Source organism: Sphingomonas sp. Leaf412, assembly GCF_001425405.1.
In the GTDB taxonomy this organism is placed as follows: Bacteria; Pseudomonadota; Alphaproteobacteria; order Sphingomonadales; family Sphingomonadaceae; genus Sphingomonas.
The window spans coordinates 623,437-641,451 of sequence record NZ_LMQP01000001.1 but is presented as its reverse complement, the minus strand read 5'-3'; the positions used below and the strand labels follow the sequence as shown (position 1 = coordinate 641,451).

At 68.9% G+C, this 18,015-nt stretch carries 17 protein-coding genes; 7 read left to right on the top strand and 10 right to left on the bottom strand.

Translation table 11 applies throughout. From position 1 onward, the window contains the following. Nucleotides 1-83: 83 nt before the first annotated feature. The 3 genes from ASG29_RS03030 to ASG29_RS03020 are packed head-to-tail and all read left to right on the top strand — an operon-like array spanning nt 84 to nt 1,917. Entirely contained in the window at nt 84-392 is a 309-nt protein-coding gene (locus ASG29_RS03030; protein ID WP_055979891.1) for a YggT family protein, read from the top strand. Nucleotides 393-430: 38 nt separating this feature from the next. Next, entirely contained in the window at nt 431-1,303 is an 873-nt protein-coding gene (locus ASG29_RS03025; protein ID WP_055979888.1) for a bifunctional 5,10-methylenetetrahydrofolate dehydrogenase/5,10-methenyltetrahydrofolate cyclohydrolase, read from the top strand. Further along, nucleotides 1,300-1,917 (top strand): MarC family protein, encoded by a 618-nt coding sequence (locus ASG29_RS03020; protein ID WP_055979884.1) that lies wholly within the window; start codon nt 1,300-1,302, stop codon nt 1,915-1,917. The genes ASG29_RS03025 and ASG29_RS03020 overlap by 4 nt, the downstream gene beginning before the upstream one ends. A gap of 99 nt (nt 1,918-2,016) precedes the next feature. Here the strand turns inward: ASG29_RS03020 and ASG29_RS03015 are convergent, their stop codons facing one another. Beyond that, nucleotides 2,017-3,816, bottom strand: coding sequence for an AcrB/AcrD/AcrF family protein (locus tag ASG29_RS03015; protein ID WP_235532739.1), 1,800 nt, complete (start codon nt 3,814-3,816; stop codon nt 2,017-2,019). A 190-nt stretch (nt 3,817-4,006) separates the two neighbouring features. On the opposite strand from ASG29_RS03015, the gene ASG29_RS03010 reads away from it, so the two are divergent. Together ASG29_RS03010 and ASG29_RS03005 are read left to right on the top strand one after the other, a co-directional pair. After that, a complete protein-coding gene (locus ASG29_RS03010; protein ID WP_235532738.1) occupies nt 4,007-4,453 on the top strand; it encodes a GtrA family protein in 447 nt (148 codons plus the stop codon). Nucleotides 4,454-4,455: 2 nt separating this feature from the next. Beyond that, nucleotides 4,456-5,184, top strand: coding sequence for a class I SAM-dependent methyltransferase (locus ASG29_RS03005; RefSeq protein WP_055979878.1), 729 nt, complete (start codon nt 4,456-4,458; stop codon nt 5,182-5,184). Between the two features lie 95 nt (nt 5,185-5,279). Here the strand turns inward: ASG29_RS03005 and ASG29_RS03000 are convergent, their stop codons facing one another. The 7 genes from ASG29_RS03000 to fdhD all read right to left on the bottom strand — a co-directional run bounded on the left by ASG29_RS03000 (nt 5,280) and on the right by fdhD (nt 14,513). Next, nucleotides 5,280-6,299 carry a glycosyltransferase family 2 protein gene (locus ASG29_RS03000; protein ID WP_055979875.1) on the bottom strand — a complete coding sequence of 340 codons (1,020 nt, stop codon included), beginning with the start codon at nt 6,297-6,299 and terminating at the stop codon, nt 5,280-5,282. 145 nt (nt 6,300-6,444) lie between these two features. Continuing rightward, the gene (locus tag ASG29_RS02995; RefSeq protein WP_055979873.1) at nt 6,445-7,860 is read right to left on the bottom strand and encodes a M48 family metalloprotease; all 1,416 of its coding nucleotides are present in this window, start codon (nt 7,858-7,860) and stop codon (nt 6,445-6,447) included. A 147-nt stretch (nt 7,861-8,007) separates the two neighbouring features. Next, a complete protein-coding gene (locus ASG29_RS02990) occupies nt 8,008-9,204 on the bottom strand; it encodes an acyl-CoA dehydrogenase family protein (RefSeq protein ID WP_055979870.1) in 1,197 nt (398 codons plus the stop codon). Between the two features lie 92 nt (nt 9,205-9,296). Then, on the bottom strand, nt 9,297-10,379 hold the full coding sequence (locus ASG29_RS02985) for an acyl-CoA dehydrogenase family protein (protein WP_055979867.1): 1,083 nt from the start codon (nt 10,377-10,379) through the stop codon (nt 9,297-9,299). Nucleotides 10,380-10,500: 121 nt separating this feature from the next. Further along, the gene (locus ASG29_RS02980) at nt 10,501-11,289 is read right to left on the bottom strand and encodes an SDR family NAD(P)-dependent oxidoreductase (protein ID WP_055979864.1); all 789 of its coding nucleotides are present in this window, start codon (nt 11,287-11,289) and stop codon (nt 10,501-10,503) included. A 191-nt stretch (nt 11,290-11,480) separates the two neighbouring features. Next, entirely contained in the window at nt 11,481-13,742 is a 2,262-nt protein-coding gene (locus ASG29_RS02975; RefSeq protein ID WP_055979862.1) for an FdhF/YdeP family oxidoreductase, read from the bottom strand. Nucleotides 13,743-13,748: 6 nt separating this feature from the next. Continuing rightward, complete coding sequence (gene fdhD / locus ASG29_RS02970) at nt 13,749-14,513, bottom strand: formate dehydrogenase accessory sulfurtransferase FdhD (protein ID WP_055979859.1); 765 nt, start codon at nt 14,511-14,513, stop codon at nt 13,749-13,751. 155 nt (nt 14,514-14,668) lie between these two features. On the opposite strand from fdhD, the gene ASG29_RS02965 reads away from it, so the two are divergent. After that, nucleotides 14,669-15,469, top strand: a complete 801-nt coding sequence (locus tag ASG29_RS02965) for an enoyl-CoA hydratase/isomerase family protein (protein WP_055979856.1) — start codon at nt 14,669-14,671, stop codon at nt 15,467-15,469. Next, nucleotides 15,466-16,224, top strand: coding sequence for an SDR family NAD(P)-dependent oxidoreductase (locus tag ASG29_RS02960; RefSeq protein ID WP_055979853.1), 759 nt, complete (start codon nt 15,466-15,468; stop codon nt 16,222-16,224). Before ASG29_RS02965 ends, ASG29_RS02960 begins: the two co-directional genes overlap by 4 nt. 86 nt (nt 16,225-16,310) lie before the next feature. Here ASG29_RS02960 and ASG29_RS02955 read toward each other — a convergent pair whose 3' ends face one another. After that, nucleotides 16,311-16,895 (bottom strand): DUF1989 domain-containing protein, encoded by a 585-nt coding sequence (locus ASG29_RS02955; protein WP_055979850.1) that lies wholly within the window; start codon nt 16,893-16,895, stop codon nt 16,311-16,313. Continuing rightward, on the bottom strand, nt 16,888-17,598 hold the full coding sequence (gene gntA / locus ASG29_RS02950; protein WP_055979847.1) for a guanitoxin biosynthesis heme-dependent pre-guanitoxin N-hydroxylase GntA: 711 nt from the start codon (nt 17,596-17,598) through the stop codon (nt 16,888-16,890). Before gntA ends, ASG29_RS02955 begins: the two co-directional genes overlap by 8 nt. Between the last annotated feature and the right edge of the window lie 417 nt (nt 17,599-18,015).

Genomic DNA, 18,015 nt, shown 5'->3' with positions numbered 1-18,015 from the left:
AAGGGAAGTGGTAAAGCACGACCAAGGCTTGCCGCGCCCCCGCAGTGCCCTATATCAATGGCACACCCGACCGGAGACCGACCTTGCTCGCGCTGACCATCATCCAGATCCTGCAAGTGATCCTGAACGTCGTGTGGTGGGTGATCGTCATCCAGTTCGTGCTGTCGCTGCTGATCGTCTTCAACGTCATCAACACCGGCAGCCCGTTCGTCCGCTCGCTCCACGACGGGCTCGATAAACTGACCGACCCGCTCTACCGCCCGATCCGCCGCGTCCTGCCCAACACCGGGGGCATGGACTTCGCGCCCGCGGTCGTGCTCGTGCTCATGGCGATCCTGAACATCATCCTGAACAACGTCGGCGCCAGCATCCTGTCCGGCGGCGCGGCCTGACCTAGCGCAACCCCGCGCCGCCTAGTATGGCGCGCGCCATGACTGCCACGATCATCGATGGAAAGGCGTTCGCCGCCGGCCTGCGCGCACGGGTCGGCGATGCCGCCGCCGCCTTCACCCGCGCCGCGGGGCGAAGGCCCGGCCTGGCGGTCGTGCTGGTGGGGGAGGATGCCGCCTCCGCGGTCTACGTCCGGTCGAAGGGCAAGGCGACCGTCGCCGCAGGCATGGAAAGCTTCGAGCATCGCCTGCCCGCCGACACCGACGAAGCCGCGCTGCTGGCGCTGGTCGAGCGGCTGAACGCGGACGATGCGGTCGACGGCATCCTGGTCCAGTTGCCGCTGCCCCCGCATATCGACGAGCGCGCGGTGATCGCCCGCATCGATCCCGCGAAGGACGTCGACGGCTTCCACCCCGTCAACGCCGGCCGCCTCGCCACCGGGCTCGACGCGCTGGTCCCCTGCACGCCGCTCGGCTGCCTGATGCTGCTGAAGGACCTGCACCCCTCGCTGTCGGGGATGGAGGCGATCGTGATCGGCCGCTCGAACATCGTCGGGAAGCCCATGGGCCAGTTGCTGCTGGGCGAAAGCTGCACCGTCACCACCGCGCACAGCCGCACGCGCGACATCGCCGCGCACGTCCGCCGCGCCGATATCGTCGTCGCCGCGGTCGGCATTCCCGCGTTCGTGAAGCCGGACTGGGTGAAGCCCGGCGCGACCGTCATCGACGTCGGCATCAACCGCACCGAAACCGGCCTCGTCGGCGACGTCGACCCCGCGGTCGCGGCGGTGGCGGGCGCGATGACGCCCGTGCCCGGCGGCGTCGGCCCGATGACGATCGCGGTCCTGCTGCGCAACACCCTGGTCGCCGCCGGTCGGCGCGCGGGCGTGACGGTGGACGAGGGCGCGCTGTGATCGAGCTGTTCGTCTCCGCCTTCGTCACCTTCTTCGTCGTCATCGACCCGCCCGGTTGCGCGCCGATCTTCGCCGGTCTGACCGCGGGCGCGACCGCGGCCAACCGCCGCGCGATGGCGATCCGCGCGATCATGGTCGCGGCGGCGATCCTGCTCGTGTTCGCGCTGGTGGGCGAGGACCTGCTCCGCGGCCTGGGCATCGAACTGGCCAGTTTCCGCATCGCGGGCGGCATCATGCTGTTCCTGATCGCGCTGGAGATGGTGTTCGAGAAGCGCACCCAGCGGCGCGAGGACCGCGCGGCGAAGGTGACGGCGGAGGAGGCCGACGACGTCTCGATCTTCCCGATGGCGATGCCGATGATCGCGGGGCCGGGCTCGATCGCGACGGTCATGCTGTTGATGAGCCACACCGACGGCGTGCCGCGCACCGCGATCGTGCTGGCGGCCCTCGGCGCAAACCTGCTCCTGACCCTGCTCGCGCTGCTCGCCGCCGGGCCGCTGATGCGGCTGATGGGCGCGAAGATCGAGGCGGTCATCACCCGCCTTCTGGGCGTCCTGCTCGCCGCGCTGGCGGTGCAGTTCGTGATCGACGGGGTGCAGAGCCAGCTGGGGTAAGTCCCCAAACCCCGTTCGGCCTGAGCCCTTCGACAAGCTCAGGATAAACTTCGGCGCGATGCGCCGAAGTCGAAGGCTACGCGCCGCCCACGTCCGGCCTCACTCGATCCGGAACGCCCGGAACGGCGACCCCTTCGGCAGCGCCACCGGCACCAGCCAGTCGAACCGCTCCCCCCTGGCCAGCCGCGCGTAGAATCCCCTGGGCGATCGCGAGCGATAGTTCGTCGATTCCGCCATGTTCGGGCACACCAGCAGCAACGTCGCCCCGTGCCGCCGCATGATCGCGCGCGCGTCCGCCGGGCCGCGCTCGAACGCATGATGCACGTCAAGGATGGCGTCGCCGTTGCGGTGGTACGGCCCCGCGATCGCGTCGTGGTGCGTCAGCGTGATGAGCCGCGGGCCCAGGTCGACGAAGGTGAAGACCGTCTGCCGCGGCAGGCTGTCCAGCGGGCGCATCGACGGCAGGGTCAGGCAGCGTCCGGTCGAACGGTTGACCCGCTTCACGTAATTGCTCGGCGGATCGACGTCGAACCAGCGGACCGCCATTCCCGCGAACTGCCCCGACACGATCACGAACAGCGCGACCGCGGCACACAGCTTCGCGGGCCACCAGCGCGGCGCGGTCAGCCACGGCAACGCCGCCCAGGCCAGCGCCGCCGCCCCGGGGATCGCCAGCAATTGCGCCGCCGGCCCCGCCCGCGCCTGCCACAACAACATAGCGGCGGCGAACGCGCCGAACAGCGCGACGCACGCCCAGCCGCGCAGCTGCGGCGCATGGCGCGCGCGCCACGTCGCCACGATCGCGCCGATCAGCCCGATCGCGGGCAGCACCACGATCGGGAAGGCGGTGCGAAACGGATGCTTGTAGATCGGCTTGGCCTCGCGCACGTTGGCCAGCCAGCTATTGTACAGCTCGGGCGACACCTGCTCCGGCCGCCCCAGGCAGGTGGGGAAGGCGATCGCGAAGAACGCCGCCACCGCCGCGCCCGCGACGACCGCCAGCGCCAGCCGCACCCACGGCTTTCGCGGCGACACCAGCGCCAGCACCAGCAGCAACGCCCCCGCCAGCACGACCGTCGACAGCCACACCGGGGTCAGCGCGTCGCACCGCATCACGCGGTTGGCGTTGCTGGCGAAGGCGGCGAACCCCGCCGCGGTCCCGCCTCCCAGCGTCAGGGCATAGGCGGCCAGCCGGTCGCGCTCCACCGCGTCCGCGACCCATGCCAGCGCGATGATCGCGCCCGCCATCGCGGCATAGGGCAGCATCTCCAGCCCGATCGTCAGCGACACCGCGGTCGCGACGCCCACGATCGCCCCGCCCCGCGCGCGGTTAAGATCGCACAGCCCCGCGACGGTCAGCGCCAGCATCGCCAATTGCCAGCCGTGGTGGTCGATCCGGTCGGGCATGAACATGCCCAGCGCGACGTTGGTGGCCAGGAACAGCGCGATCGCGAGCGGCCACGCCAGCGGCGCGACCAGCCGGCGCACCGTCGCCGCCAGCCCGACCAGGACGATCGCCATCGGCAGCAGCGGCGCGATCCCCGCCGCCGCCTTCTCCGCCCCGAATTCGCCCGCGATCGGCCGCAGGATCAGGATCAGCCCCGCGATCGGCAGGTCGACCAGCCGCGACCAGTGGATGTCGAACCCCTTGGGCGGGTTCAGGCGATAGTTGGTGAGGTCGAACCAGCCCTGCCCCGACAATAGCCCGCGGACCTGCATCATCCGCATGTTGTCGTCGGTGTCGCCCAGGCTGAACCACTGGATCGCGGTCCAGCGATCGAACACGAACCACGTCGCGATGGCGAACCACGCCAGCAGGGTGAGGTCGAGCCAGTTGCGCTCGAGATGGGTGGCGATGCGCTTCAGAAGGATCCGGCGGCGATCGGAAATCACCGGCACTGGCCGCCCTCCCGGCCCAGTCTGTGTTCCCGCGAAGGCGGGAACACAGACTGGGCCTCCGCCTTCGCGGAGGCACAACGTGCGATCGCGGTCGACGTCACGGCCGTTGCCACATGTCCCGCCACGCCCTAACGCCCCTCAACCAATCGCAAACGCCCGCCCTAATGCGCGGCGCGCAAAGGGCAAGACGGTGGCGACGCTCGATCTCGACAGGCAGGCGGAAGCGCGGCGAATGCTGGGGCAGCTGGTGCGCTTCGGCATCACCGGCGGCGCGGCGACCGCGCTGTACGCGGTCGTCTACTGGCCGATCGCGACCTATGCCGATCGCTGGCACCCGCTGCACGGTGCGGCGACGTGGCCGGTGATCGCGAACCTGCTGGGCTATCTGGTCGCGATGCTGTCGGGCTACGTCATGCACAGCCGCTGGAGCTTCAAGGGCCACGGCACCCGCGACAATCTCGCGCGCACGGGCGGACGCTTCTTCGTCGTCAGCCTCATCAGCCTGGCGATGAACACCGCGTTCGTGTGGTGGCTGACCGGGCCGATGGGCGGGCCGACGTGGTGGCCACTGGTGCCGATCGTGTTCGTCACGCCGCTGGTCACCTTCGCGCTCAACCGCTTCTGGGTATTCGCTTAATTATGGACCGCCGCGTCTACGATCGCATGGCCGAGCATGATTCCACGCACTGGTGGTATCGTGCCCGCCGCGACATCCTGGCCGATTACCTCACGCGCTTCGGCGGGCTGCCCGCCGCGGCGAGGATCCTGGAGATCGGCTGCGGCACCGGGCACAATTTGCCGATGCTCGCCGCGTTCGGGGCGGTCGACGCGATCGAGATCGATCCCGCCGCCCGCGCGGTGGCCAGCGCGCGGCTGGGCCGCCCCGTGGGCGACGCCCCGCTGCCCGACCTGACCGGCGTCCCGCGCGGCCATTACGACCTGATCGCGGTGCTGGACGTGGTGGAGCATATCGCGGACGACGTCGCCGCGCTGGCCGCGATGCGCCAATGCCTGGCGCCCGGCGGCAAGATCCTGATCGCGGTGCCCGCGCACCAGTGGATGTGGAGCGCGCACGACGTCGTGAACCACCACCACCGGCGCTATTCGAAGGCCACGCTGGTACGGGCGATCCGCACCGCCGGGCTGCGCGAACGCAAATTGGGCTATTTCAACTCGCTGCTGTTCCCCCTCGCCGCCGCCGCGCGCGTCGCGGGGCGACTGACCGGCCGCGACGACAGCGACGATTCGCCCCCCGCCGCCCCGGTCAACGCGCTGTTCGAGAAGATCTTCCGCCTCGAACGCCACCTCGTCGGCCGCGTGCCGATGCCGATCGGCGTCTCGATCCTGACGCTGGCGGAGCCGGCGTAACTCCCTGCCGTCATTGCGAGGAGCGCAGCGACGCGGCAATCCAGTACCGCGCGAAACCCTGGATTGCTTCGCTACGCTCGCAATGACGGGGCGGGTCACCCCACCGGCTCGTCGCTCGCCACCAGCGCATCCGGGATCCGCGTCTCCTCCGCCTGGAACCCCAGCGTCGCGCGGCCGTGCACCGGCCCCGCGATATCCGCCACCAGGTACAGCGGCCGCCGCTTCGCCTCGATATACAGCCGCCCCAGATACTCGCCGATCATGCCCAGCACGAACATCTGGATCGACGACAGCACGACCACGACCAGCATCGTCGACGTCCACCCCTGCACCCGCTCCCCGCTGAAATATCCCCACGCGATATAGAACAGCAGCAGCAACGAACATCCCGCCAGGATCACCGACAGATGGCTGGCCCAGCGCAGCGGCGCGGTGGAGAAGCCGGTGACCGCGTCGAGCGCGAGCCGCACCATCTTGGCCAGCGGATAGTTCGTCTCGCCCGCATGGCGCTCCGCCCGGTCGTAGGCGAACGGCACCTGCCGGAACCCCACCCACGCCACCATCCCGCGGATGAAGCGCGCCTGTTCCGGCAACGCCAGCAGCGCGTCCAGCGCGCGCCGCGTCATCAACCGGAAATCCCCGGTGTCCAGCGGGATCGGCGTGTCGGTCACGCGGTCGAGGAAGCGGTAGAAGAACGCGGCGGTCGCGCGCTTGAACCACGTCTCCCCGTCGCGCTTGCGCCGCACGGCGTAGATCACGTCCGCGCCCTCCCGCGCCATCATCGCGCGCATGTCCGCCAGCAGTTCGGGCGGATCCTGAAGGTCGGCGTCGATGATGAGGATCTGCTGCCCCGAACACAGGTCCAGCCCCGCGGTCAGCGCCAGCTGGTGCCCGTGGTTGCGCGACAGGTTGATCGCGACGACGCGGGCGTCCGCCGCCGCCAGCGCCTGCATCGCGGGCCAGCTGCCGTCGCGCGACCCGTCGTTGACCAGCACGATCTCGTGATCGTCCCCCACCGCCGCGCGCGCCGCCGCCGCCACGCGGGCATGCAGCAAGGGCAGCGTCGCCTCCTCGTTGTAACAGGGGATGACGACGGAAAGCGCGGGACGGTGCATGATGGGCGTGGCTTAGGGTTCGGACCCATAGCTGGCAATGGTCGGGATCGTCCGGAAAAGCCCGCCGGCAAGGAGCCACAGCGCAGACGCGTAGCCGGGCCGATATCGGCCCGTCACGACCGTTGCCGGCTGTGGGTCCGAATCCCTACCCCGCGACCACGACCTTTACCAGCATGCCGGGGCGCAGGGCCTCGTTCGGTTCCAGGCCGTTGAGCGTCAGGAAGCGATCGCGCTGCAACGTCGGATACGCCATCTGCCGCGACAGGCTGTCCACCGTGTCGCCCGCCTTCACCGTCACGATGCGGATCCGCTTGCCGCGGATCGCGGCGGCGTCCTGCGCGGACAAGGGCGCCACGCTGGCGATCACCGGCTGCAACGCGCCCAGCCCGCTGCCGCGCGGCGTCACGACGGTGAAATAATGCGTCGCGGACGGGAAGCGGTAGGCGACGATCGTCGCATCGACCGGGCGGTTGCTCGCGGTCGCGCCGACGGTCGATGCGGCATAGGGAATGCCGTTGACCGTCCCCGTCCTGACCTCGCCCCCCGCCGCCGCACCCAGCGCGCGGAAGCGCGCGGCGATGAAGGCGGGCAGGTCGCCGGTCGCGGGCGCGGTGCGGAACTGCGCCTGCCCCCCGCTGCCCGCGATCGTCACCGCGTCCGCGCCGTTGGCGATCGTATAGCCCGCGGGCGCGGCGAAGCGGACGCGCAGGTCGGGATGCCGGAACGTCTGTCCGTCGACCGTCCCCTGCCGCGGATCGTCGTCGTAGCGCAGCCCGTCCAGTCGCCGCAGGAAGGCGGTGTCCTGCCCGCCCTGCGTGTCCGGCCGCCCGGTCTGCTGCGCCAGCCGCTCCGCGCGACGGATCCGGTCCAGGCTGTTGGGATGGCTCGACGCCCAGGTCGGCATGGCGTTGGCGTCGCGCCCCGCGACCCGCGCCTGCAACGTGCTGGCGGCGCTCAGCTGCGTCAGCATGTCGGCCGCGGCATAGGGGGAATAGCCCGCGGCGGTGATGTATTTCACCCCCAGCCCGTCGGCGGCATATTCCTGGTCGCGCCCGTATTTCAGCGTGTAGAGCCCCGCCGCCTGCTGCGCCGCGCTGCCCGCCAACTGCCCGATCGTGCCATTGCCCGCGACCGCGCCGACGATGCTGGCCAGCACGCCGCCGATCGTCGCCGTCCGGTTGCGCCCGGCGGAATGGCGCGCGGCGACATGGCCGACCTCATGCCCCATCACGCTCGCCAGCTCGGCCTCGCTGTTCATCAGCGCCAGCAATTGCCGCGTGACGTAGACATAGCCGCCGGGGATCGCGAACGCGTTCTCGACCGGCGAATTCAGCAGCGCGACGGTGAAGTCGCCCTGCGCATTGGACAGGCCCGATTGCAGCGCCACGCGCTTGCCCACCTGCTCCACATACGCCGCCTGCGGCCCCTCGTACTTGCCCCCGAACTCCGCCAGCAATTGCGGGTTCGCCTGCGCCCCCTGCGCCTTGTCCGATGCGGAGATGGACTGCGCGGATACCGGCGCGGCGATCAGGACGCTGGCAAGCAGCAGGTGGCGATACATCGGAATCCTCCCGTTTTCGGGAGGTCTAATGCGGGAAGGGCGCGGGAGGTTTCAAGCGGCACCGGTGTTCCTGCGAAAGCAGGAACCCAGAGTTACAAACGGGAAAGCCCGCGACCCTGGGTTCCTGCGTGCGCAGGAACACAATCCCTACCGCAGATCCTTGAACGCCGCGTCCTTGTCCGTCCGGATCTCCCCCGGCAGGCCCAGCACGCGCTCCGCGATGATGTTCTTCAGGATCTCGTCCGTCCCCCCCGCGATCCGCAGGCCCGGCGCGTTCAGCGTCGCGGACTGGAACAGCCCCTTCATCGGCGCCAGCGCGGGATCGACGATGATGCCGTATTGATCCAGCGCCTCGACCGCGGAATTGCCGATGTCCTGCAACTGGTTGGCGGCGATGACCTTTCCGATCGAGCTTTCCGGCCCCGGCGTCTGCCCGCGGCTCAAGGCGGTGATCGTGCGCATCCGCGTGTTGCGCAGCCCCTCCGCCTGCACCCACCAGTCGGCCAGATGCTGGCGGAAGACCGGATCGTTCAGCAATGTGCCGTCGCCCTGCGCGACCTCGCGCGCCAGCTTCATGATCTCCTTCGGCCCCGCACCCCCGCCGCCGCCGACCGCGAGGCGTTCGTTCATCAGCGTCACGAGCGCGACCTTCCAGCCGTCGTCGACCTTCCCCAGCCGCTGCGAATCGGGAATGCGCACGTCGGTGAAATACACTTCGTTAAAGTTCGAGCCCCCCGACATCTGATGGATCGGCCGGATCTCGACGCCCGGCGATTTCAGGTCGAGCCAGAACATCGTCAGGCCCTTGTGCTTGGGCACGTCGGGGTTCGTGCGGACGAGGACGATGCCGTAATCGCTGTAATGCGCGCCCGACGTCCACACCTTCTGCCCGTTCACGACCCAGTCGTCGCCGTCCCGCACCGCCTTCGTGCGGATCGCCGCCACGTCCGATCCGCCCGCAGGCTCGCTGAAAAGCTGCGACCAGATCTCCTCACCACGCAGCGCGGGGCCGACGAACCGCTGCTTCGTCGCATCGTCGGCGAAGGCCATGACGGTGGGCACGCACATGCCCAGCCCGATCGTGAAATAGCCGTACTGGACCGGGTGCTTCGCCTCTTCCTGGCCGAAGATCACCGACTGGATCGGCGTGCCGCCGCCTCCGCCCCATTCCTTCGGCCACGTGATCTGCGCATAGCCCGCCGCGGCTTTCCGCGCCTGCCAGCTGCGCGCCGCGGCCATGTCGTCGGCATGCGCCTGCGCCTTGTGCTCGGCGGCATTAGTGGCGAGCCAGTCGCGCGCCGCGGTGCGATAGGCGGCTTCCTCGGGGGTGTCGTTGAAGTCCATGGGTACGATCCTCTCACTTCCGTTCGGGCTGAGCGAAGTCGAAGCCTAAGCGCATGCCCTTCGACTTCGCTCAGGGCGAACGGAGGTTGTGCCTATGCGGCGTTTCTCGTTTCCAGCTGGCTCACCAGCCGCTCCTTCCACACCGCGGGCGCGCCCGCGACGAGGGACAGCTGCCGCGACCGGCGATAGTAAAGCTGCGGGTCCGCCTCCCAGGTGAAGCCGATCCCGCCATGCGTCTGGATATTCTCCTTCGACGCGAACCAGAACGCCTCCGACGCCGCGACGCGCGCGGTGGCGGCGGCCAGCGGCAGTTCCGCCGCCCCCGTCCCCAGCGCCCAAGCGCCGTAATAGGCGTTCGACCGCGCCACCTCGTTCTTCACGTACATGTCGGCCAGCTTGTGCTTGATCGCCTGGTATCCGCCGATCTGCCGCCCGAACGCCACACGGTCGAGCGCATAGGCCTTCGCCATCTCAAGCGCCTTGTCCGCCCCGCCCAGCTGCTCGAACGCCAGCAGCACCGCGGCGCGATCCAGCACCGCCTGCATCGCCGATGCGCCGTCGTCGCTGCCCAGCCGCTCGCCCGGGTTGTCGAACGTCACGCGCGCGGCGTTGCGCGTGGGGTCCAGCGTCTCCAGCACGTCCGCCGCCACCGGCCCCTCGACCAGGTACAGGCCGTCCTCGGCCAGCACGACGAACAGGTCCGCGATATTGCCGTCGGTGACCGGAATCTTCGTCCCCGTCACGCGCCCGCCCGTGGCCTTCGTCTTCACGCGTCCGATCGCGCCCGGCCCTTCGGACGTCGCGAACGCGCCGATGACCTCGCCCGCCGCGATCTTCGGCAGCCACTTCCGCTTCTGCGCCTCGCTGCCGAACAGCATCAGCGCCTCGGCGACGAAATACACCGTGGAGGCGAACGGGATCGGCGCGCATGCCCGCCCCAATTCCTCCGCCAGCGCGCACAGTTCGACATGGCCGAGCCCCAGCCCGCCATATGCCTCCGGAATCGCCGCGCCGAGCCAGCCCTGCTCCGCCACGCCCTTCCACAGCGCCTCGTCGTAATGCCGGGCGGCGTCATCGAGCACCCCGCGCACCACCGACGTCGGGCATTTGGCGGCAAGGAACTTGCGCGCCTCGTCCTTCAGCATCTTCTGATCGTCGGAATAATCGAAGTTCATCTTCTCTAATCCTCCCACCCTCCGTTCGCCCTGAGCGAAGTCGAAGGATATGCGTGGCGCTTAGGCTTCGACTACGCTCAGCCCGAACGGGTGCTTTGCCAATCCAGTCCCCGAATCCGATCTACCGCGGCTGCATCCGGATCGCGCCGTCCAGCCGCACGTCCTCGCCATTGAAATAGCTGTTGCGCAGCATCTCGATCGCCAGCCGCGCATATTCCTCCGGCAGGCCCAGCCGCTTCGGGAACGGCACCATCGCCGACAGGGCCGCCTTCACCTGCGGCTTCGCCCGGCCCAGCAACGGCGTGTCGAAGATGCCGGGCAGGATCGTGTTGCACCGGATGCCCTCGCCCGACAGGTCGCGCGCGACGTTCAGCGTCATGCCGACGATCCCCGCCTTCGCGGATGTGTAGGCGACCTGCCCGATCTGCCCGTCCTCCGCCGCGACGCTGGCGGTATTGACGATCGCGCCGCGGTCGCCGTCCGCGGTCGGTTCCAGCGTCATCATCCCCGCCGCGCTGCCGACGATGCAGCGGAAGCTGCCGATCAGGTTCAGCTCGATCGTCTTCGCGTAATTCTCGATCGGATACGGCTTGATGCTGCCGTCCTCCTTGCTGCGCGCGACGGTCTTGTTCGGCCCGCCGAACCCGCCGCCCGCGCAATTGACCAGGATGCGCTCCTGCCCGTTCGCCGCACGCGCGGTGGCGAAGCCCGCGTCGACCGACGCCTGGTCCATGACGTCGACCTCGACATAGGTCGCGCCGATCTCGTCCGCGACGCCGGGTCCGATGTCGGCATTCTTGTCGAACAGCGCGACCTTCACGCCCTCGGCGATCAGCGCCTTCGCGGTCGCCAGCCCCAGTCCGGATGCGCCACCGGTCACGATCGCCGCGATATCGGGTCCGAGTTTCATGCCCTCTCCTTCTTTCGACGTAACATCTGTTATGTCGAAGGGAGGGTCAAGCGTTTCTCATTCCTCCCCGGAACGGGGAGGGGGACCATGCGCAGCATGGTGGAGGGGCTTTGGCAGCGCTCCGCAAGCCCCTCCACCAGCACGCTGCGCGTGCCGGTCCCCCTCCCCGAGCAAGCTCGGGGAGGATCCGATCACACCACCACCCGAACCGGGACCGATTTCGCCGCAGGCACGTGGCTCTCGTCCGCATGATGCGCCAGCGCGATCAGCGGATTGCACTCCGGATAGTAGCCAACGACACAGCCCCGCGGCACATCATATTCCACCGCCATCAACCCCTCGACGCGCCGGTCGACATTGTCGTCCGCATCCCCCGCCAGCGCGACCTTCTGCCCCTGCGCCACGCCCAGCGCGCGCATGTCGTCGCGGTTCATCAACACCACCTGCCGCGTGCCGTTTATCCCGCGGAACCGGTCGGAATAGCCGTAGATGGTGGTATTGAACTGATCGTTCGACCGCACGGTCAGCAGGCGATACCGCGCCGCGCGGTCCGCGAAGCCCGTGGCGTTCAGCGTGTCGGGAACCAGGAACTCCGCCTTCCCCGATTCGGTATCCCACACCCGCTCCGCCGCCTTGTTCCCCTTCCAGAACCCGCCCGGCTCCTTCAGCCGTTCGTTGAAGCGCGCGAAGAAATGCGGGAACACCGCCGCGATCTCGTCGCGGATCAGCGCATAGTCGCCCACCCACGCATCCCATTCGACCGCCGGATTGGGGGGCAGCGTCGCGGTCGCGATGCCCGCCACGATCGCGGCTTCGGACAACAGGTGCGGCCCCGCGGGATCGACCTTGCCGACCGACGGATGGATGACGCTGGTCGAATCCTCGACCGTCACCGTCTGCGCCCCCGTGGCCTGATAGTCGCGCTCGATCCGGCCCAGGCACGGCAGCAGCCACGTCTCCCCCGCCGCGGGGATCAGATGGCTGCGGTTCAGCTTCGTCGCGATCTGCACCGACAGGTCGAGGTTCGCCCACCCTTCCTCCAGCAACCGCGTCTCCGGCGCCGCGCGGACGAAATTGCCGCCCAGCGACAGGAAAGCCTTCACCGTCCCGTCGATGATGCCGCCGCACGCCTCGACCGTATCCAGCCCCTTTTCGGTCGGCGAATCGATCCCGTAGCGCTCCTTCAACGCCGCCACCGGCGCCAGCTCGGTCTTTTCCGTGATGCCGACCGTCCGCTGCCCCTGCACGTTGCTGTGCCCGCGCACCGGGCACGGCCCCGCCCCCGGCCGCCCGATATTCCCCTTCATGAGCAACAGGTTCACGAGCATCCGGACATTGTCGACGCCCTTCACATGCTGGGTCAGCCCCATGCCGTAGATCGCGATCGTCGCCTTCGCCTTGGCATAGGTCGCTGCCGCCTTCTCCAGCGCGGCGCGCGTCAGCCCCGATTCGCGCTCGATCTCGTCCCACGTCGTCGCCCGCGTCTTCGCGGCGAAGGCGTCGTAATCGTGCGTATGCTCGGCGATGAACGCCGCATCGACCGCGTCATGCTCGACCAGCCATTTCGCGATCCCCATCATCGCGGCCAGGTCGCCGCCCGCGCGCACTTGGTTGTACTGCGTGGCGATCTGCGTCTCGCTGCGCGTCGCCATCTCGATCGGGTTCTGCGGATCGGTGAACCGCTCCAGCCCGCGTTCCTTCAGCGGGTTGAACACGATCAGCTCGATCCCCCGCTTCCGCGCGGAACGCAAATCGTGGAGCATCCGCGGCGAGTTCGTCGCCACGTTCTGCCCGAAATGCAAAATGCAGTCGGTGTGCTCGAAATCCTCCAGCCGCACCGTCCCCACCGGCACGCCGATCGCGGTCTTCAACCCGACCGACGTCGATTCATGGCACATGTTCGAACTGTCGGGCAGGTTCTGGTTCCCGTACATCCGCGCCATCAACTGCCACAGATACGACGTCTCCAGGCTGGCTCGCCCGGAGGCGTAGAAGACGACCTGTTTCGCATCATATCCCTTCAACCGCGACCCGATCGACGCGAACGCCTCGTCCCACGTCGCCGCGACATATTTGTCGGTCGCGCGGTCGTACCGCATCGGATGCGTCAACCGCCCCGCTTCCTCGAGGCTGTAATCGCTCCACGCGCGCAATGCGGTCAGCGTGTTCGCCCGAAAGAAATCGGGCGTCACGCGCTGGCTCGTGATCTCCCACGCGGTCGCCTTCGCGCCGTTCTCGCAGAACTCGACCGGGTGCGGCGGATGCGGCTTGGCCCAGGCGCAGCTGACGCAGGCGAAGCCGTCGTGCTTGTTCTGGCGCAGCAATTCCTTGCCGGTCTCCACCACGTTCTTCTCGCGCGGCACGATCTCCGCCACCGACTGGAGCGATCCCCAGCCGCCCGACGGGCCGGGATAGGGAGTGAAATCGGGGCGATCGTCATGCTGTGTGGCCATGCGCGTTCAAACGTCCGGATCGCTGAAAAGCACCGCATCGTCGCGCGCCAAATGCACCAGCGTCAATCCCGCCGCCCGCGCGCGCGCCAGCGCCAGGTCGGTCGCCGCCGACACCGTCACCAGCATCGGGCAATGCGCCAGCGCCGCCTTCTCCACCAGCTCGTACGAACAGCGCGACGACAGCAGGGCGAATCCGCCGTCCCACCCCAGCGCCTGCCGCGCCATCGCGCCGATCAATTTGTCGAACGCATTGTGCCGCCCGACATCCTCGCGCGCCAGCCGGACCGCGCCGTCCGCATCGCACAGCATCGCCGCATGCGCCGCCCCGGTCGCGGCGTTCAGCGGCTGATGCCCCCGCATCGCCGACAGCGCGCGGAAGATCGCGGCCGGCGCGACCCCGCTGGCGGGCACCCGCGGCAGCGCGCGATGCACCGCCTCCAGATTGTCCATCCCGCACAGGCCGCACGCACTGTCCGACGTCCGCCGCCGCGCCCGCGCGTGGACCGCCGCCGCCCGCGCCCGCGCGACCCACAATCGCGCGACCGTCCCCTGCGGCGTGGCATGCAGGTCGAGCCCTTCCATTTCTCCCACCGCATCGACGATCCGTTCCGCCAACGCGAAGCCGGTGACGAAATCCTCCAGGTCCGCGGGCGTCGCCATCATCACCGCATGCCCGATGCCGTTGACCTCGATCGCCACCGGCTGCTCCCCGACGATCGCGCGGTCGATGATCGAGGAGCCGACAGGCGTGACACGACGAAAACTGGGCATCGCCCCTTGTGCCCCGCCCCACACGCGCCGTCACCCATTGTGTCCCCGCGAAGGCGGGGACCCAGTCTGGGCCTCCGCCTTCGCGGAGGCACATTCGACGACCGATTGCGGCATAACATCAGTTATGCCACCTTCCTTCCGATAGGGAGAGAGCAATGACCGACTGGCAGACGATCCAGGTCGACCGACGCGGCGGGGTCGAGTGGGTGACCATGAACCGCCCCGATCACCTGAACGCGCTGAACGACGCGATGGTGGAGGAACTGTCCGCCTATTTCGGCGCGCTCGCCACGAACCGCGACGTCCGCATCGTCGTCCTGAAGGGCGCGGGCCGCGCCTTCTGCGCCGGGCTCGACCTGCAAGGCGGCGGACGCGAGGGCTGGGACACGATCGACCGCCTGCGCCACCAGCGGTCGATCGCGGAGATCGTGCTCAGGATGCGCTACGCCCCGCAACCGATCGTCAGCCTCGTCCACGGTCCCGCCTGCGGCGGCGGCTTCGCGATGGCATTGGCCAGCGACATCCGCATCGCCGGGCAAAGCGCACGCATGAACGCCGCCTTCGTCCGCATCGGGCTATCGGCGTGCGATATCGGGGTCAGCTACTTCCTGCCGCGACTGGTCGGCGCCAGCCTCGCCGCCGAACTGATGCTGACCGGCGATTTCATCCACGCCGACCGTGCGCTGTCGGTCGGCCTTGTCAGCCGCGTCGTTCCCGACGACCAGATGGCGGCGGCGGCCGAACCGCTGATCGACCAGATGCTGACCACCGCGCCGCTCGGCCTGCGCCTGACCAAGGAATGCCTGCGCATGAGCCTCGACGCCCCCAGCCTGGAGGCGGCGATCGCGATGGAGGACCGCAACCAGATCCTGGCGGCGACCAGCCCCGATTTCGGCGAGGGCATCGCCGCCTTCTTCGAAAAGCGACGCCCCGATTATACGAGGAAGACGGCATGAACGATCTGAACGGACGCGTCGCACTGGTCACCGGCGGCGGGCGCGGGATCGGGCGCGCGATCGCGCTGCGGCTGGCGCGCGACGGCGCCGACGTGGCGGTGAACTACCGCCGCGACGCCGACGCCGCGGCCGAGGTCGTCGCGCAGATCGAGGGCCTGGGCCGCCGCGCCCGCGCCTACGGCTGCTCGGTCGACCGGTTCGAGGATGCGGCCGCGATGGTCGACGCGATCGTCGCGGACTTTGGCGCCGTCGACATCCTCGTCAACAACGCCGGGATCGCCAGCCGCGGGCAATCGGTGGCGGACACCGACCCCGCCGAACTCGATCGCGTCATCCGCACCCACGCGCTGGCCCCGCACGTCCTGTCGAAGCTGGTCCTGCCGTCCATGCGCGCCCGTCCCCGCGGCGACATCGTCATGATCTCCTCCGTCGCCACGCTGCATCATCAGGCGAACGGCGCGCCGTACAACATGGGGAAGGCCGCGATGGAGGCGCTCGCGCTGACGCTGGCGAAGGAGGAGCGCGGCAACGGCATCCGCACCAACATCGTCGCGCCCGGCCTGACCGTCACCGACATGGGCGAGCGGCTGGCGAAGGCGACGATGGGCGTCGCCGACATCCACGACCTCGACGCGAAATCCCACTTCGGTCGCGTCTCGACGCCGGAAGATGTCGCTGCGGCGGTGGCCTATTTCGTGTCGGCCGACGCCGAATATGTGAACGGGCAGAAGATCAACCTGAACGCGGGTGGCTAGGTGTTCTCCCGCGAAAGCGGGAGTCCAGAGCTACACACGGCAACGCCCGTAACTCTGGACTCCCGCTTTCGCGGGAGAACGAGCCCTCAATCCACCCGATAATGAATAGGCTTGAACGACCCCCCGTTGCTCGCCGGCGCCGAACACGCCGTCAGCCCGATCACCAGGTCCATCTTCGCCGCGAACACGATCGAATCCCCCGCCGTGCTGACCGGCGGCAACACCGACAACCGCCCCGCGGCATCGACCGGCACGTTCATGAAGCAGTTGAACGCCACCGGGATCATGTCTTCCGTCACCCCCCATGGCGCCAGCGCCGCGGCGAGGTTCCCGAAACACCCGCGATGCGGCGGCAGGTCGGGGTAGAAATGGTGGAACGTATCGAACGAACACGGCGTCAGCAGGAAATCGTGCACCCCCACCGTATCGCCGACGATCTCCAGCATCGCGCGCGACCGGTTGGAATAGAGCACATGCCCCGTCGTCAGCCGGATCGTCTCGGCATAATCCAGCGTCCGCCCCGACGACACGACCTCGCGCACGTCGGCGCGATTGTATGCCAGCAGGTCCGCGACCTGCCGTCCCTCGGGATCGAAGACGGTCAGCGTCTGCCCGGCGGCTAGTTCGAACGCCGCCCCGCTGCGCACCGGGATGACGTGCGTCTCACTCACCCGCGGCGCCCTGATACTGGAACGGGCAGCGCCATTCGCCGTCGACCGCGCGCCCGCTGTACTGGCGCGCCTCGCTCGTCTCGCCGTGGCGCGACAGCATCGGGTTGCGCGTCCCCGCCACCGCCTCGTCGCGCACCATGATCTTCTCGCGCATCGGCTCGTACCGGCCATCGGCGCGCAGCGTCTCGAACTGGTCGTGCAGGTTGAACACCATCGTCGGCCGCGCGAACCGGCGTGCGGGACGCGAGGCGTTGGGATGCAGCCCGACGACGAAGAACGCCTCGCCCCCGAAACTCAGCGAGAAATGCGGATCGTCCGGGTCGGCGCTGACCCGCGGATCATATTCCTGCCCCCGCCACACGTCCTTGTCCGACAGCGACTGCACGCGCTTCCAGACCAGCGCCTCGAACTCCGGCTCCGACAGGTCGCGCGGCTGGTCGAACACGACCGCGAAGCTGCGGAACAAAGCGGGCGCCGCACGATAGTCGGCGGCGAGACGCATGAGCGAATCGTGGATGCGCAGATCGTCCCACGCGCTGTCGATCCGGTCGCACGCCAGGACGTTCAGCGTCCCCTTCGCCATCGCCGCCTTCGCGCCGACGCAGGGAAAGGCACGGTCGTCGACATGCGCGAACAGGAGCGATTCCAGCTCCGCCTGCGACTGATGCGTCCAGGGAAACAGGGATTTGGGGGAAGTAGACATGAGGCGGTCGATACGGACGGCCAACGATTCGGGTTCCGCCGAAACGCCCTGATCGAGGTCAAGCGGTGGCGCGAACCGCTATAGACGAACGCCTATTCGGTCCGTTCGGGCTAAGCGAAGTCGAAGCCCAAGCGCCGCGCATACCCTTCGACGACGCTCAGGGCGAACGAAGCGGAGGCTGAACAGTCGCGAACGTCGGACCAGTAGCCACACCCACCCCGTCACCCCGGCCTCGTGCCGGGGCCCATCGTGCCGCCAGACCAACGGCCGATGCTCCCGCGGCGCGGTGGGTGCCGGGACAAACCCGGCATGGCGGCACCCACTGTTACGACGGTCGCGTGATGACAGCGGTCCGACCGGCGACCGGTGGCATTCACAGGACGTTTGCGAGTCGGACTATCGCGCAGCACCCACCCC